We start from the raw sequence: 16,256 nt of genomic DNA on the forward strand, positions 1-16,256 counted from the left end.
GGGATATTTGTTTTTACAGCCAGGCAATATTCTAGTTGAAACCGAAAAATCTCCGGGTCATCTTATAGATGGCAATAGGAAATTTCCTTCCACCCTTTCCGGGGAGGTTAACCCCCTGTCCCATAAAACCAAATCTAAGCCTTAGGAACAACGGCAAATTCTGCTTGCGGAGGTATTGCCACAGTTCCTTTTTCTTCTCCATATTTTCATCATTATCCGACTTGATCGCAAGGATGGAGGATATGGTCATCATGATCTCCAAATACCGCACCATATAATAACGCAGCTTGCGCTGCTTGATCTTCATCACATCGTAATAGCCAAGCATCAGCTTTGTCACCTTGATCTGCTGGTCAATGCGGCCGATCATAATGGATTCGTTTACCGACTGATCATCCCTTCCGATAAAGTACCGGTAAAAATTCACATCTAAATAATACATGGTTTTTACGTGAGGCAGCGGCTGGTACACAAATATATTATCCACATAAAATGTGTGACTGGGAAGTTCCAGTCCGCATTGCTTTAGAAGCTCTGTACGGTAAATCACCGAATGCATGAGAATATAATGCCCCAGCAGGAACACCTTGACGTCATCCCAGTTGAATATCTCATTCTTTGGAAGGGCTGTGCGGTAATTCATGACTTTTTTCCTGTTTGCCCCCTGCTTTTCATAGACAAAATTGCTGATCAGCATATCCAGGGTCTGTTCCCCATAGACAAAGCGCCGCAACGTGTCCAGAATTTCCTTATAAGCAGACTCATCTACCCAGTCATCGCTGTCCACCACTTTAAAATAAATTCCGGTGGCATTTTTTAATCCGGCATTAACTGCCTCGCCATGGCCGCCGTTCTCCTGGTGGATCGCCCGGCAGATTTCCGGATAATTTCTTTCATATTCATCAGCGATTTCTGCCGTATGATCCTTGGTGGACCCGTCATCCACAATGAGAATCTCGACCTCGTCACCTCCCGGCAGCAGGGAGTCAATGCAGTGCCTCATATAGGCCTCAGAGTTGTAACATGGAATTGCTACAGATAAAAGCTTCACAAAATATCCTCCTTTAAGTTGTTTTTCTGATAAATCCGAATCGCACAAATAACAGACACAGCCGCAGATACGGCCGCCAAAACCGGCTTTCGGTCTGTACGGAACAAAGTATTCAAACGCTCTGTATTCATGATGCTAAGCGACAGCAAATTGGCTGATACGTGAAATAGATAGGGAGCCAGCAAGGTTCCTGAAACCTCATACAGCCAGGCAACAGCCAGACCAATGAGAAAGGCATAAACTCCCTGAGGAAGATTTCCATGGTAAAGTCCGAATAACGCCGCGGACAGAACCGCAGACAGCCAAAAAGGAAACTTTTCCCTCAGCGGGGCAAATGCCAGTCCCCGGAAAATGATCTCCTCTGCAAAAGGGATCAAAAATCCGGAAGCCAGAAGCTGTACGGAAAGAGCCGCCGAGTACAGGCTATCTTCTGCCTCCTTATAGGACACGGACCTCTCAGCCAGCCCCAGCACTTCTACCATATAATTCCCAAGCACGCACAAAGCCGCTCCAAATATTAAAATATAGATCAGGCAGCCGTGAAGCTTAAGTCTTAAGAAAGAAGGGTATCCACGGCGCCTCTGATCTGCAAAATAAAAATAATAAAGCAAGGGAGAGACCAAAATAGCGGATAAGGCAGTGGCTTCCAAAGGGCCTAAGTTTAAATACAAAAACAAAGCAGTCGTCACGGCTGTATAAAAAAACATGGGAAGGATCAGATGCAGGATGATTGATATCATAAATACTGTGTCCTTTCATTTTCTGTATCTTCCTAAACATTATACCATTTGATTACAGGATATCTACCAAAATTTTTTTAATTCTTTCTAAAGAACCGCTTCTATCCTTTCCCAAGATCCCATCTTCTGAAATTTGTTGATTTTTTTATTGTCTGATAATATAATATCTTTATACTTTTTGATCAAACTATACGGAACTGAGAGGTAACTGATATGGCAAAAAAACGTATTGTACTGGCTTTAGGGCACCATGCTTTAGGAACAAATCTTCCAGAACAGAAAAAAGCGGTTGCTGAGACCGCTAAGGTTATCGCAGATTTTATTGAAGCCGGCTGGCAGGTTGCAGTCACTCACAGCAATGCCCCCCAGGTGGGCATGATCCACACAGCTATGAATGAATTCGGAAAACTTCACGACGGCTATACTTCTGCGCCCATGTCCGTATGCTCTGCCATGAGCCAGGGTTACATTGGCTATGACCTGCAAAACGGCATACGCGCAGAGTTAGTGAAACGCGGCATCTGCAAATCTGCTGCAACCATTTTGACTCAGATGATGGTAAACCCTTATGATGAGGCCTTCTACACCCCCATGAAGCCTGTGGGACGCTTTATGTCGGCAGAAGATGCAAAAGAGGAGGAGGAAAAGGGAAATTATGTGGAAGAAGTGCCTGAAAAGGGCTTCCGCAGAGTCGTGGCTTCTCCAAAACCTGTATCCATTGTGGAAATCGACATCATTAAGGCTGTTATGGATGCAGACCAGATCGTCATCGCCTGCGGTGGAGGCGGCATTCCGGTTATGGAACAGGGATACCGCTTAAAAGGCGCCAGCGCTGTCATTGAAAAGGACCGGGCAGCCGGGCTTCTGGCAAAGGAAATCGATGCCGATGTTCTCATGATCCTTACTAACGTTGACAATGTCACCTTAAATTTCGGAACGCCTGATGAGCGCCCCATCAGCCAGATGAACCTGGAGGAGGCAGAAGGCTACATTCAGGAAGGACAGTTTGAATCAGGCTCCATGCTTCCGAAGATTGAAGCATCCCTGGATTTTCTCCGGCACGGCGAAAACCGGAAGGCCATCATTACATCTCTCAATAAAGCCAAAGCAAGCCTGGAAGGAAAAGCAGGTACGGTAATGCAACCTTTTTGAATATGGACGGGCAGACGCTTCATATATTGAAGCAAATGTAATATAACGGAGCTTTATACATGAAATTTTTGCAAAAATTTAAGATTGCAGAAAAAATCAGAAAGCTTTCTTCCCCCTCTGAAACAGGAAAGAAGGCAGTTATGGTATTCCTGCTTTTCCTCTGCGCCTTTCTGGCCGGTCACCTTGGAGCCATGCTGGTAGAGCACCACAAAGCAGTGGAGACTGCGGCGGATGGAAATTGGGGGTTAAGCTTCCAGCAGGAAGGGCAGCCGCCGGTAGCCAATGCTACCATGGACTATTTAAAACAGTTTAATGCCTATTATGCTGAAAAAACCCCGGATAAAGTACTTTATCTGACCTTTGATGCCGGATACGAAAACGGAAATACCGCAGCCATACTGGATGCATTAAAGAAGCATAATGCCCCGGCTACCTTTTTTGTGGTAGGAAATTACATAGAGACTGCTCCGGAGCTTATAAAGCGAATGATCGAGGAAGGCCATACCGTAGGCAATCATACCTATCATCATCCGGATATGTCTAAGATGTCTTCAAAAGAAGCATTTGAAAAAGAGCTTAAGGATTTAGAGGTCCTTTTTGAACAGACCACCGGACAGCCCATGAAACAATACTACCGCCCGCCTCAGGGAAAATACAGTGAGGCCAATTTACAAATGGCAAAGGATATGGGTTACAAAACCTTTTTCTGGAGCCTTGCCTACGTTGACTGGTATCAGGATAAGCAGCCCACTAAGGAAGAAGCCTTTAAAAAGCTTTTGGGAAGGATCCATCCCGGCGCCATTGTGCTTCTGCACAGCACCTCCAGCACCAATGCCCAAATTCTTGATGAATTGCTGACCAAATGGGAGGAAATGGGCTATCAGTTCAAATCCTTAGATCAGCTGGCAGCTGAGTAGCGGGGCCATCTCCCCTCCGGCATAACCTAATATAGGATAAAAAAATGAGTCTTGAATGGTGGTGTAGCACCACCTTCAAAGCTCATTTTTTATGTTGCAGAAATCCCCATTTATCATTCCAGGAATATATCCTCCAATTGGCTGATCATGCTGTCATCAAGGGATAACGCCGCTTTTGCATACTCTCTGACCGAGCCGAAATCTTCAAGGATTTTATCAATGGAGGCTTCGATATACTCCGGCTTTGTATCAAAGAGGGAAAACAGGTAATCAGCCACCCGTTCATCCTTAGCAAGCTCTAAGTATCTTTGATAATAGCGGACATTTTTTTCCGCTCTCGCTCTTTTTGTAAGCATATAGTCATGGATCATAAGATCTTTAGGAACGCCTAAGATTCCCTGTAAAATCATGGCCCCGAATCCGGTCCTGTCTTTTCCTCCCCTGCAATGCTGGACGCTTGGATTATTTGACCGACGGGCCAGGATCCTCAAACTGTTTCCAAAAGCTTTCCGGCTTTCATCCGACATGACAAAATTCAACTGCTGCTGTATCATCCTCAAATCTCCGGCATTGGGTTTTTCCTCTACCGCAATTTTAGCCTGTTTTACTATGGCCTCATTCCTTGTAAGGTTCTCATTATTGTGAAGGAGTCCTGCCACCATGGCCGTATGGGCATTGGGGTCGCAGAAGTAAGTGGTCACCCCGTCTCCAAGATTCCGGTTAGGGCTTCTTTTTATTTCTTCTTCATTTCTATAATCGATGATGGTTTTGATTCCCAGGTTTTTTACATATTCCAGTCCTGAGTCTTCCAGAAAAGCGAAATAATCGGAACGGTATCCTACTCCCCATTTTATTCTTCTTCCCGATTCGGTTATATACCCTCCCATGTCCCGCAGGTTATACATTCCGTCCACCGGAAGGATCCGGTATCCAAACAGCATAGGAGCCTGGTCCTTCCATTCAGTAATAAAATAAATCGGTTTTCTTTTTTCAGGTGCGGCATGAAACGTCAGCCTTTTTTCTCTGGATGACAGGAGAAAACTGCGGTTTTTGGTAAAGGGATCCTTTTCATAAGTCCAGTATAGATGATATTCCTCCAAAGTCTCTCCATCCGAAACAATGTTTAATTCTGTTTTGCCGTTATCCAGAGGAAAGGCCTCAATGTATTTTATCTCCATGGCACTACCTCTTAAGCTGTTCAATTTTCTTTTTCATATCCACAGGAGCATCATAGGCCGCAACCTGATATTCGATCCTAACCCCCATATCCGCCAGTTTATTAAAATCTTCCTCTTCCTTTGGGGAAAAGCAGATGATATGGTCATAGGATATGGTTCTTTCCGGAGCCGTCCTCATGCCTCCGAAATTAATGTGGTCAATGGGTACGCCTCCCCCTTTCAGCCTTAAAGCGTCACTAAAGCTTCCCATAATCAGAAATGTGTTTTTCTTGATGGGGTTATTGGCATATACCCGGATAAACTTATCCACGCCGAACACGTGGACCGTATAGGCAGGCGCCGCCATTTTCAGTACCTGTACCTGCACAGGATTTTCCACAGCGGCATCACTGACGCAGATGACCTGCTCTGCTCCGATGTGGCTTAACCAGGAAGTTGCTACCTGACCGTGAATCAACCGGTCATCAATACGAATCCATTTGATCGCCATCTTGTTCCCCCTCTTCTATCAGCTTATCGTTCATGCGTACCAGGCCCATCTCATAGGCCCTTTCAATAATGCCGCCCGCTTCTTCCAATGTCTCCGGCTGCGCAATAAACAGCTCCATTAACACCGGCATGCTAAACCCGGAATACACCAGGATATCAGGTTCTGTTAAGGCCAGATAAGCAGCAACCTTGGCCGGTGTCCCTCCGTAAATATCCGTTAAGATTAAAACGCCTGCTCCTTTGTCTTCATAGGAAGCATATAAATCAAGCAGCTCCTTCAGACACTGGTCATAGCTTTTATCAGCCGTCACGGAGATGACATCCACATAGTTTGCAATATCCCCGATAATCAGTCCGGCGGTATTTAAAGCCTCCTGTGCATACAGGCCATGGCTTGCCAGAATCATGCGAATTCCCATATCTATTTTTTCTCCCCTGTTTTTTATTTTTGCAAACAATGAGTCTGGTATTTGACTAAACCAGAATACCGGCCATAGCAAGCACTGTTCCAATGATCAAAATTCCAAAGATGAGCAGGATCAGATACTTTCTCGGCATCCGGCTGTGAAGTTTATAAAGCCCGATGGTGAACAAAAGGGGAAGCAGCTTCGGCAGGATCCCATCTAAAAGAGCCTGAATGTTTACAACGGTCTCATTGATGACGATTTCCGTCCCCACATTGATCTTCACATAATTTCCTATGAGCGCTCCCAGCACGATCACGCCTACCATAGTGGAAATATTTATGATTTTCTGGATTACCTTTGCCTGCTCCCCGCTCTGAACAAATTCGATCCCTTTTTCATATCCCATGATGGTTCCGAAATATTTAACACCAATATTAATGCCGTTATAAATCAGGAACATCAGGATGGGGCCGATGAGATTACCCTGCAGCGCATAGGCCGCACCGATGCTTCCTGCAATAGCCTGAATGGTGATTTTAAATACGCTGTCGCCGATTCCTGCCAAAGGTCCCATCATGCCCGCTTTTACCGCAACCACCGCTTCTTTTTCGTCCAGCTCTGTTGTTTCCTCAATGGCCGCGGTGATTCCAAGGATCATGCCCGTAGCCGTGTTTTGAGAGAGGAAATAAGCAAGATGCCTTTGCATGGCCTCTACCCGGGCCTTCTTATCCGCATCTTTATAAACCTTTTTTAATACCGGCGCCAATGCGGTAATAAATCCAATGGCCTGGGCATTGCTTGATGTCACGGTGATCCCAAGGCCGAAAATCTGCAGACGCCAATAGACCGCGTTTAAATCCTTACGGGTTATTTTTATGTAACTTCCTTTTGCCTGCGTATTGGGATCATTTAATCCCACCGCTCTTTCCTTCCCAGCACTCATAAGTCATAACCTCCATCCTCGTCATCTGCGCCAGCTGAAACAGTCACCGGTTTTTCATTCTGACGGTCCTTTATTTCCATCATGACGGAATACAGCATTGCAAATGCCAGAGAAAGCAGGGTTACCGGCAAAATCCCAAGTCCAAGGTAAGTAGACACCACGAAACCGAAAATCAGGAAAGGCCACATAAAGCCTTTCATCATCATCGTCATCAGAATGGATAAACCGACTGCAGGCAATATTCCGGAGGCAGTGCTTAACCCCTTTAAAATATTGCCGGGAATAACATTTAAAACCTTATCCACGACCCCTTGTGAAAAATAAACCACCAAAAACGTTGGAACCGCACGGAGCATGAACTGGAATGCAATCGCCACATAATTCACCAGTAAAATGCTGTCAAAATCCCCTGTCAGCGCCAGCCGGTCAGCCCATACTGCAAAGAACTGGCGGACGAAGTCAAAAATCAAAAGAAGCTGCTGGGACAAAACCGCAACCGTCGTAGCCGCAGCCACCCCTGCCGCGATCCCCTCTGCCGTTGCCCCTGTGCTCGTGATGGAAATGGTCGTTCCAACGATGGTTCCGATAATCATGTCCGGTGTCTTGTAACCGGCCATATTTCCAAGCCCCATCCACATCAGTTCCAGCGTTGCGGAAATGATCAGCCCTGTCTTGACATCCCCTAATATGATTCCCACTAACGGACCTACGAGCAAAGGTCTTCGGAGCATTTGCGGGCCCTGATCGTCAAACGAACAGTATCCGGCCCATACCGCTATAAGCAGCGCCTGCCAAATTGACATAATTGTATACCCCCTTTATTTGATATACAAAAAATATCACAAAACTCCCATTACCTCAACGTCTTCTTTCATCGCCGAATGCGCATAAATTTAGCAGGAAGTATTTGCGCCCTAATGCGCAAAAAGATAGGGAAAGGCAGCCCTTTTTGAAGTTCAATCATCTAAATAGTGGCGCAGTTCGGAATCTCCGTTCTTGATCTCTACCAGCCCTTTCCTAAGATCCAGTAGGATGAAATGGATTTCCTTAACCGGCACTTCGCTTAGAAGAATTTCTTTAGGCAGCCGGAAGATATAATACTGGCGGCAAACTTCGGTTCCAATAAAAATATTGATGTACTTTTTCTTTTCCCTTGCCACATAATCCGTATGGTAAAAAGCGCTGTGCATCAGTTTATGAAACCCCAGCTTCGTATAGCCGGGAACTATGTTTTCCGACCAGAAAAATTCCCCGATGGCTTCCGCCAGATGTTCTTTCCCGCATTCCAATGGAACAATCACCGGAGATTCTAAGTATTTTAATATAGCCCCCACCTTTCTCTTCTTTGCGATCACCTTGGCCCAGAGATCATAGGAAACTTTATTAAAAAAGTCATACTGGTAGGTGGGGATTGGAAAATGATCCGGCTTGAACTTCATACCCTCCGGTAAAAAGACATAATCATATTTTGAATAATCCAGCTCTCCGGTTTCGTACAAATAATGGGAATGAAAATGAACATTCAGTTCCTCCATATTAAGCCTCAGCCTTCTTATGACCGTGGGATCGGCTGTCTTTCCCATTTCATTGATTAAGATGATATTGGTGGGAGCATACTGGTTCCGGATATGGTATACAAGATTATAGATTAGATTAACCAGCTCATAATACATCATGTCCTGTATTTCATCCGTTCTCTGGCCGGGAAGCTCATTGTAAATATAAATTGCCAGAGCCTGAGAGGATATCATCCGGTTGGTCCTGCATTTTATGGAGTAGGGAAATTCCAGCTCCACGATGCCAAACTGGTTCCTTAGCTGCCATTTGTAAAAGAACAGGAGAAGGTAGCCGCTGACCTCTTTATAAGGAGCCAGATCCAAAAAAATACTGTCCTTTAAAAATTTTATGACCCTTTTATAGGTATCCAGCCCCTCCGGCACTATTTTTTCATAATCTCCGGCTGCGCTCTCCTCAAACAACTCCCGGCTGCTTAAAAGAAAAACTGCCAGATAATAATATTCCACAGGCTCCCGGCCTTCTCCCAGAATTCTTTGTGCAAGGGAAAATTCCTTCGTTTCTTTCATTTGGAGCGGAAAATCCTGTATCTTCCTCTGCCCGTAGCCTGTTCTTATGGGCAAAACTGCCAGGTAAAGGACCAGCCTGTTAAATCCATTGTCAGACAACCGGTACCCGGTATCATATAAGACCTGCTTCACCCTTACAATATTTTTCCTGATATCATCCATGGCAATGCCGTACTCTTTTAAACAGTGAATAAGAAAGATGCTTTGTTCTGAATAATTATAAATATCACAAAAATCAATGAGACAGGAACGGATGGCAAGTTCTTCTCCTGTCACCTTCATCCCGTGATATGGAATTGAATCGATCTGTATCTGATAAAGCAGCAGGTATTTTCTCACGGCCCTCATATCCTTATTCAGGGTCGCGGTGCTGACGTTAAGCTTGCCGGCCAGCTCTTCTGCTTTCACACCGCCGGTTGAGGATAAAAGACAGCGGATGATATGCTGTACTCTTTCCTTCCGGCCCAGAAGCCGGTTTAAAGAAAGATCCAGGTAGCCATAGCAGGAACGCTTAAGCTCCTGGATCCAGGCCATACTTTCGGTGGGATACTCCAGATAATATCCCTTTCCCCTCTGATTGCGTATCCTGACATTTGATTTATCATGATGTTTCAGCTTGTCATTTAAGGCCGCAATATCTATTTGTACTGTGCGCAGGGAGATCCCAAACAGTTCCATGATCTTCTCATTTTCCACGTAAACGTTCTCCAATAGCATATTTAGAACGCTGATTTCTTTGAAATTACAATCAAGCATAAACCCACCGTAGAGGATGACCTTTTTATATGGGCCAAAACTCTCCTTCCCATCCTTTTGTCCGACGCCGGCATTCCTTTGTTCTCTGGCCGCCGCATAACATAAACAAGGCAGATTTTGGATTTATCGTATATTGTTAAGCGATCAAACCCAAACAATTACATAAACCAAAACCTGCCTGTATTAATTTTATCATCCATTCCGGCAACTAACAATTACTTATTTTATTTTTCGGAAAGACCTATTATCCTCTCCACTCCCAACCCCATTTCAATTTCCGGAGTTACGCTTCATGTTTTTTCTCTGTAATACCCGCTATATAGAGTAGTTGGACTCCAGGGAAATGATCCTTGATAAAAATTGTCTGGTTCTTTCTTCTTTCGGATTTGAAAAAATCTCTTCCGGACTTCCCTCTTCCACAACAACCCCTTCATCCATAAAGATCACTTTGTTCGCAACATCCTGGGCAAAGGACATTTCATGTGTCACCACAATCATCGTAATTCCTCTTCCAGCCACTTTCTTAATGATATCAAGAGTTTCTCCCACCAGCTCCGGATCCAGAGCAGAAGTGGGTTCGTCAAATAAAATCACTTCTGGATTTAAGACAAATGCTCTGGCAATGCCCACCCGCTGCTGCTGCCCGCCGGAAAGCTGGCAAGGATAAAAATGATATTTCTCCCCCAGTCCCACCCAGTCAAGGGCTTCCTTCCCCCGTTTCATGGCTTCCTCCCTGGGAATACGCCTTGCCGTAACAAGGCCTTCTATCACATTTTCCAATGCCGTTTTATTAGCAAAAAGATTGTAATTTTGAAAAACAAAGGCCGTTTTCCTTCTGATCTCCAGGATCTGCTTTTTGGTGGCTTTTTTTAAGTCCACGTGGGTATCCCCGATGGCAAGCTGCCCGCTGTCCGCATTTTCCAGGAAATTAATGCATCGCAGCAATGTGGTTTTTCCCGATCCGCTGGGGCCAAGGACAACAACCACCTGGCCATCCTCCACCTCCACAGAAACATCCTTTAGGACCTGCTGCTTTCCAAAGGCCTTTTTTACATTCTTCACTTCAATCATATGGATTCCTCCTAAATTTACCTGTATGGCGTCTTAAAACCTTTGCCAGGTATTCGATCATAATGGTAAATGCCCAGTATATGACTGCGGCCGCCACATATCCTTCAAAAAAGGAATACGTCCGGGAGCTTGGAATGGTGGCTCCTGCCACAATTTCAATAATGCCGATGGCCATGACTACGGAAGAGGCCTTAATTAAGCCTACCACATGATTGATCAGGGTGGGAATCGCCGCCGGGATCATCTGGGGGATAATGATCCTTCTGATGGTCTGGACCTTTGTAAGACCTACGGAGTACCCGGCTTCATCCTGCCCCTTATCAATAGACATCAGGGCTCCCCGGACTCCCTCTGATATGGAACAAACCGCAGTAAGGCTCAGAGCAAAAATTCCTACCCAAATATTATCTACGTCAGCGGCTTTTGTTTTAATATGTAAAAATCCCGCCAGGTCATTGAATTTGAGCATGAAAACCAGGTTGTATATCATCAGAGCCACCACAATGGGAACGCCCTGATATACGGTGACAAAAATCCCAAGAAGCTTATAGAGAACAGGCACTTTATAGACCCTGACCAGCGCAGTCACCGTTCCCAGGGTCAGGCCAATGGCCAGTGGAATGAACACAAGCTTCAGGGTATTGGGAAAATACTTAATACCATAAATAAAGCTTTCATAAAAATGAGCTGTATTGAAATTCATTCTACTCCTTCTCTCCCATACTCCAGTTTTGTATTCAGGTAATAAAAAAGAAGCCGGATTGTTAAACTGATAACAATATAGATAATCACCACAAACACATAGGCTTCCAGTACGTGTTTTGTGGCCGCGCCGATGGATTTGGCCCTCCCCATGATATCGGTAACGCCAATAAGAAATACAAGAGAGGAATTTTGAAACAGGCCCACCAGATCAGAACCAAAAGCCGGCAGGGCAACCCTCACCATCTGAGGCAAAAGGATCTTTCGAAAGGTCTGAAACTCCGTAAGTCCCACGCTTAAGCCCGCCTCTGTCTGCCCATAGGGAATGGATGTGATTGCGCCGTAAAATATGGCAGAAAGAAATGCTCCCTGATTTAAGATAAAGGTGATATAAGCAAACGTTACCGCACTCCATCCCCGGTTGATGTTGGTACCGAAAACAGGATCAATAAGGGCCGGTATCCCGTAATAAATAATCATCAACTGCACCAGCATGGGGGTTCCTCTCATAAATGAGACATACACCTTAAAAAACGAATACAGGACCGGTATTTTTTTGAGCTCTGCCAGAACAATGAAGGCGGCAAGAAGCACTCCGAATACCGTGGCATAAACCACAATCCAAAAGGTCACTGATAAATACGGAAGAATTTTAGGAATATTTTCAAAGAACCGCTCCCAGCCAAACAGTTTATCCATACCATTACTCGCTTTCCGTATAATCCCCGCCGATTACATCCTTTGATATCTGTGCAAGCTTTCCGCTTTCCTTTAATTGCTTTACTGCTCCATCCACTGCCTCCTGCAACCTGGTATTGTCTTTTGCAAATACAAAGTATGTGGATGAAGACTGGACCGGCTCTCCCGTCACCTTTAAGACATCCTTGCCGCCTCCATAGTTTTGATTCAGCTTTTCCGTATCCCGCTTTGTCAGGATGGTGGCATCCCAGACTCCGTTTACAAGGCCTGTAACAGTCTCTTCATCGGTTGAATTGTTCACGTAATCAATCTTTATGGTATTATCCGGATGGTCTTTATTATAATTCTCCAGGATATACACGGAATTTGACCCGGTGGAACTTTTTACCTTCCGGCCCTTAAGATCATCCAGGGACTTAATATCCGTCCGGTCACTTGTTACGGCAAGGTAGGTCACATAGGTGGTATATGGTTCTTTTCCAAATAAATACTTTTCATCTCTTTCCTTGTTCCACTCGTATTGATGGGCTGCAAGATCAATCTTGCCCGCATCAAGGGAAATCAGAACATTGGCAAAATCAGAGGTCTGATATTCAAATTCATACTGGGGAAGCAGCTCATCCACTGCCCTTAAAACCTCATACTCATACCCGGCAAGATCTCCTTTCTCATCCAGATAGCAATAAGGCGCATAGGCATTACCGGTTCCTACCACCACTTTTGTGACCCCGCTATCTGCGGCCGCCGTCTTTTTGCCGCATCCTGTCAGCATTGCCGCCCCCAATGCTGTCAGAACCGCTTCCAAAGCGAACTTTTTTATCCATCGATTCATCATTACTTCCCTTCCTTTCCTTTTAATGTTACATTCGCCATCCCCCGAAGTGTCTGATGGTGGTCCACCCGGTGAAAATACCATGTGATTTTCTCCAATATGTCTTCAATTTTTCCTTCCACATCAAAGGTGCTGACCGCCTTTTTCTCAAGCTGTTTCTGAATGTGGAAGCCGATCTTTTTGCAAATGACGCAACGGCAGTCTGCTATGAAATCCACCTTGGGATGGTTTTCCCGGGAGCCTTCGCAGCCCCCTCCTTTACACCCGTCCTTACAGGCGGAAGGCTCCCCGGCTTCTTTTACGGCTTCTCTTATTTCCAAAAGGGCACACTCCCCTCTTTCTCCCACTTCATAGATGAAAAATTCATGGGCTGACCCAAAATTCATATCAATATTCACACCATCAGAAGATGCAACCGCAATTTTATATGGCATAATACTCCCTCCATGGAACCTGCCTGTCAATTGAATCTTGTTCTGGCAACGGAATAGATGTCTTCGATCAGTTTTAAGCCTCCGTCATATCCTGCATAATAGCTGTTCATGACCAGTCTTTCATTGACCGGCCAGGATACATTAAGGAAATGGGCATCCGTCTGTTTTGCAATCTCTTTCTCCCAATGACCTCCAAGGATCAGGGGATATCCATGATAATCATGGGCTTTGATCTCATTGTGGATCTTATAGCCATCGGTCTCAAAGCTCACTTCTGCTTCTATACCAAAATTCAGCTCCTTAAAATAAGAACAGACCTTATCCCGGAATTCTCTTGGGGTATCATCCGTCACGAACTGCTTTGCAGGAAATAAACCCAGGTCATTGACCAGGAACTTCGTAATGCCAAGGGCATATTGGGCATCTGACACAACCGTAAACTGCTTTGACATGACTCTGGTCTCCAGGAACAGATCCGCATAGCGTTCGATGTAATAGTAATAATAAGCCTCTTTCTCAGCAATAAGGCTTTCAATCTTCTCCTTTGGCACTCCTGCGAACCCACCCACTTCCCGAAGGAATTTACTGGTTTCAAAGGCCCCGATGGGGAGGGTTGGATAGTGAAGATAAGGAATTCCAAGCTTCTTCTCCATGTTCTTCATGTTATTAAGCCCGACCCACGGAGACACCAGTAAGTTAAATTCGGCTTCCGGTATCCTCTTTACGTTACTTAATCCCCTTTGATAGCCAAATATGGTGTTCGGCGTAAGGCCCAGCTCCCCTAACAGCTTTTCAAGCTCTCTTAAATTTCCCAGCCAGAATTCATCCTGATAAGGCACATCTGCCCAGATATTCACCAGTTTTTTCACCCGGATATCTGACCGTTCCAAAAGCTGGTCAATGATTGCATCCACCACTTGCTCATGGCCTTTGTAGTTGTTGCCCTTAAAGCCTGCGGTGGATGCATAGATTACCGGTTTTTTGGCATCCCGGAACCCCTCCACCACTTCTTCGGTGTTGTCACCCACGATCTCCGGGATACAGCCGGTCAACACCACATATAAATCGGCATCAATGACATCCAGGGAGTGTTTGATGGTTGACTCAAGCTTTTTAACGCCTCCGAACACAACATCCCTTTCGTTGATGCTGGTGCAGGGATAGATGTTGGGTGAAAAATAGCCGGAGCTGCCCGAGGAATTGGAAAGCTTCTGGGCACAGCCCGGACCGGAATGGAGGACCGGAATCGCCCGTTCAATCGCCTGAACGGTCTGCATGGCGCTCATCGCGCATTTATATCTCTGTTTGTCTAAGATCTTCGCCATCAGCCAATCGCCTCCTCTAAGAAGCTTCCCACATCCTGCTTATACCACCAGTCTGTGTAAGGCAGCTTCACTCTTTTTGCAAGATTCTGTTCAAAGCTCCGGTTCCGTATCGTATCTAAAACCGTATGAGCGAACTCCAGCGTATGCTTATATCCGAATATCATGTATTCGTCCGCCACATAGACTGCCGGCGTCCCCTGTTTAATGGCCCATACCGTAGAGCCGGGATGGCGGGAAAGGTATAAATCAGGACGGTATTTGTTTAAGATGTTCATCACCTCAAAGTTCTGCTGGTCCGCCACGCTGGTTTCAAAATTGATATCGTTGTCAAGAAGATAACTCATGGCGGGGGGAACATCCCCGTTTTCGTATTTCTTGTCATAATGCCAAGCCAGCGCCCAAACCACTTCGATTCCCAGTTCGTTTAAAACTCTCGTCACCTCAAAGGTGTAGCCCGGCCCCATTCCGAGTACCGCTTTTAATCCCTTTAATTCTTTCTTCACCGCTTCAATCTGGGGAATATAGATTTTTCTCTGTTCTTCTATGTAATTCTCCACCTCCGGCTGCTTGCCGGTCACCCTTCCGATTTCCCTAAGCCAGGTCTCAAATCCGACGATCCCTAAGGGATTGACGGTCCTGATATAGGGAACACCATACAGCTCTTCTAAGCCGTTGCCCAGATAATTTCCAAGAACTCCGCAGATGCACGTTGTCGCCGCGGATTCTGATATATGTTCCAGTTCTTCCACCGTTGCGTTGGCATATAAAAAAATGGGTTCTAAATCAAAATTCTTAAACATTTCAATGATTTCATTTCTGGCGCTTTCGAAAAAGTTTTTAAAATTAACGGTTTTTCTTTTCTGCTCGGGCGGCTTTACGATTCCGCTTAAGACCGCATGATCGGATATATCAAACCCAGTCGCCCAAATCCGTGATTTAAAGCCTTCGCAGTGAACGGCTATGACAGGCACCGGGATCTGATCCTTCACATCATCCACCACGCTGTCAATGTCCTCTCCGATGATCCCCGTCGCACAGGAGCTGCTGACAAAAATTGCCTTTGGCTGGTAACGCCGGTTGACCTCCACAATGATATCCGCCAGCGCTTCTGTGGAACCGAAAATAGTATCATTCTCATTCATATCCGTGCCAATGTAGACGGATTTGTTTACGACTCCTCTTTTAGCAGCCACCTGATTGGTAATGATGTACTGAGAGCTGGCCGTGGCCGAGCACCCGGAAGGACCGTGGTGGATGACCGCCACATCCCGGATCCCTCCAAGCTGGCCGAGGGCACAGCCGGAAAGGCAGGTGCTTGACTGGGAAAAACAGCGTCCGCAGCCCTTTAAGCTGCCGCACTTGCTCTGGCTGGCAAGATCATGTAAGTCTCCGACGTATCCGGTTATGGAGCCTAACCGGTTCTCCCTGGTGGCCAGATTTGAATTTGATAAATTAATTGCCATGTTTAACCTCCAA

The 16,256-nt window shown here is 45.6% G+C and carries 17 protein-coding genes; 2 read left to right on the forward strand and 15 right to left on the reverse strand.

The window, feature by feature from the left end; translation table 11 throughout:
- Nucleotides 1–31: 31 nt before the first annotated feature.
- Both AC27IJ_RS04605 and AC27IJ_RS04610 read right to left on the reverse strand, forming a co-directional pair.
- Nucleotides 32–1,051, reverse strand: a complete 1,020-nt coding sequence (locus tag AC27IJ_RS04605) for a glycosyltransferase family 2 protein (protein WP_312441828.1) — start codon at nucleotides 1,049–1,051, stop codon at nucleotides 32–34.
- Nucleotides 1,048–1,791: a CPBP family intramembrane glutamic endopeptidase gene (locus AC27IJ_RS04610; protein WP_312502106.1), complete on the reverse strand. Its 744-nt coding sequence runs from the start codon at nucleotides 1,789–1,791 to the stop codon at nucleotides 1,048–1,050. The genes AC27IJ_RS04605 and AC27IJ_RS04610 overlap by 4 nt, the downstream gene beginning before the upstream one ends.
- 213 nt (nucleotides 1,792–2,004) lie before the next feature.
- Here AC27IJ_RS04610 and arcC point away from each other — a divergent pair, with 213 nt between their 5' ends.
- A complete protein-coding gene (arcC, locus tag AC27IJ_RS04615) occupies nucleotides 2,005–2,943 on the forward strand; it encodes a carbamate kinase (RefSeq protein WP_487147689.1) in 939 nt (312 codons plus the stop codon).
- A 140-nt stretch (nucleotides 2,944–3,083) separates the two neighbouring features.
- Entirely contained in the window at nucleotides 3,084–3,860 is a 777-nt protein-coding gene (gene pdaA, locus AC27IJ_RS04620; protein WP_312441924.1) for a delta-lactam-biosynthetic de-N-acetylase, read from the forward strand.
- 113 nt (nucleotides 3,861–3,973) lie between these two features.
- On the opposite strand, the gene AC27IJ_RS04625 is transcribed toward pdaA, so the two are convergent.
- The 13 genes from AC27IJ_RS04625 to AC27IJ_RS04685 form a co-directional block, all read right to left on the reverse strand.
- The gene (locus tag AC27IJ_RS04625; protein WP_312502102.1) at nucleotides 3,974–5,038 is read right to left on the reverse strand and encodes a tyrosine-protein phosphatase; all 1,065 of its coding nucleotides are present in this window, start codon (nucleotides 5,036–5,038) and stop codon (nucleotides 3,974–3,976) included.
- 4 nt (nucleotides 5,039–5,042) lie between these two features.
- The gene (locus AC27IJ_RS04630; RefSeq protein ID WP_312502100.1) at nucleotides 5,043–5,528 is read right to left on the reverse strand and encodes a PTS sugar transporter subunit IIB; all 486 of its coding nucleotides are present in this window, start codon (nucleotides 5,526–5,528) and stop codon (nucleotides 5,043–5,045) included.
- Nucleotides 5,503–5,946: a PTS sugar transporter subunit IIA gene (locus tag AC27IJ_RS04635; RefSeq protein ID WP_313258660.1), complete on the reverse strand. Its 444-nt coding sequence runs from the start codon at nucleotides 5,944–5,946 to the stop codon at nucleotides 5,503–5,505. The genes AC27IJ_RS04630 and AC27IJ_RS04635 overlap by 26 nt, the downstream gene beginning before the upstream one ends.
- Before the next feature lie 55 nt (nucleotides 5,947–6,001).
- On the reverse strand, nucleotides 6,002–6,877 hold the full coding sequence (locus tag AC27IJ_RS04640; RefSeq protein ID WP_312441818.1) for a PTS system mannose/fructose/sorbose family transporter subunit IID: 876 nt from the start codon (nucleotides 6,875–6,877) through the stop codon (nucleotides 6,002–6,004).
- The gene (locus AC27IJ_RS04645) at nucleotides 6,874–7,680 is read right to left on the reverse strand and encodes a PTS mannose/fructose/sorbose/N-acetylgalactosamine transporter subunit IIC (RefSeq protein ID WP_312502097.1); all 807 of its coding nucleotides are present in this window, start codon (nucleotides 7,678–7,680) and stop codon (nucleotides 6,874–6,876) included. The genes AC27IJ_RS04640 and AC27IJ_RS04645 overlap by 4 nt, the downstream gene beginning before the upstream one ends.
- Before the next feature lie 153 nt (nucleotides 7,681–7,833).
- Nucleotides 7,834–9,657: a BglG family transcription antiterminator gene (locus AC27IJ_RS04650; RefSeq protein WP_487147696.1), complete on the reverse strand. Its 1,824-nt coding sequence runs from the start codon at nucleotides 9,655–9,657 to the stop codon at nucleotides 7,834–7,836.
- 375 nt (nucleotides 9,658–10,032) lie between these two features.
- Nucleotides 10,033–10,788 (reverse strand): amino acid ABC transporter ATP-binding protein, encoded by a 756-nt coding sequence (locus AC27IJ_RS04655; RefSeq protein ID WP_312441814.1) that lies wholly within the window; start codon nucleotides 10,786–10,788, stop codon nucleotides 10,033–10,035.
- The gene (locus tag AC27IJ_RS04660; protein ID WP_313258655.1) at nucleotides 10,781–11,491 is read right to left on the reverse strand and encodes an amino acid ABC transporter permease; all 711 of its coding nucleotides are present in this window, start codon (nucleotides 11,489–11,491) and stop codon (nucleotides 10,781–10,783) included. Before AC27IJ_RS04660 ends, AC27IJ_RS04655 begins: the two co-directional genes overlap by 8 nt.
- On the reverse strand, nucleotides 11,488–12,189 hold the full coding sequence (locus AC27IJ_RS04665; protein ID WP_313258653.1) for an amino acid ABC transporter permease: 702 nt from the start codon (nucleotides 12,187–12,189) through the stop codon (nucleotides 11,488–11,490). The genes AC27IJ_RS04660 and AC27IJ_RS04665 overlap by 4 nt, the downstream gene beginning before the upstream one ends.
- A 4-nt stretch (nucleotides 12,190–12,193) precedes the next feature.
- Nucleotides 12,194–13,024: a transporter substrate-binding domain-containing protein gene (locus tag AC27IJ_RS04670; RefSeq protein WP_487147699.1), complete on the reverse strand. Its 831-nt coding sequence runs from the start codon at nucleotides 13,022–13,024 to the stop codon at nucleotides 12,194–12,196.
- Nucleotides 13,024–13,455, reverse strand: a complete 432-nt coding sequence (locus AC27IJ_RS04675) for a NifB/NifX family molybdenum-iron cluster-binding protein (RefSeq protein WP_487147701.1) — start codon at nucleotides 13,453–13,455, stop codon at nucleotides 13,024–13,026. Before AC27IJ_RS04675 ends, AC27IJ_RS04670 begins: the two co-directional genes overlap by 1 nt.
- Before the next feature lie 26 nt (nucleotides 13,456–13,481).
- The gene (locus AC27IJ_RS04680; RefSeq protein ID WP_487147703.1) at nucleotides 13,482–14,780 is read right to left on the reverse strand and encodes a nitrogenase component 1; all 1,299 of its coding nucleotides are present in this window, start codon (nucleotides 14,778–14,780) and stop codon (nucleotides 13,482–13,484) included.
- On the reverse strand, nucleotides 14,780–16,243 hold the full coding sequence (locus AC27IJ_RS04685) for a nitrogenase component 1 (RefSeq protein WP_312441806.1): 1,464 nt from the start codon (nucleotides 16,241–16,243) through the stop codon (nucleotides 14,780–14,782). The genes AC27IJ_RS04680 and AC27IJ_RS04685 overlap by 1 nt, the downstream gene beginning before the upstream one ends.
- Nucleotides 16,244–16,256 lie beyond the last annotated feature (13 nt).

The organism is Lacrimispora sp. YZC11, from assembly GCF_057543815.1.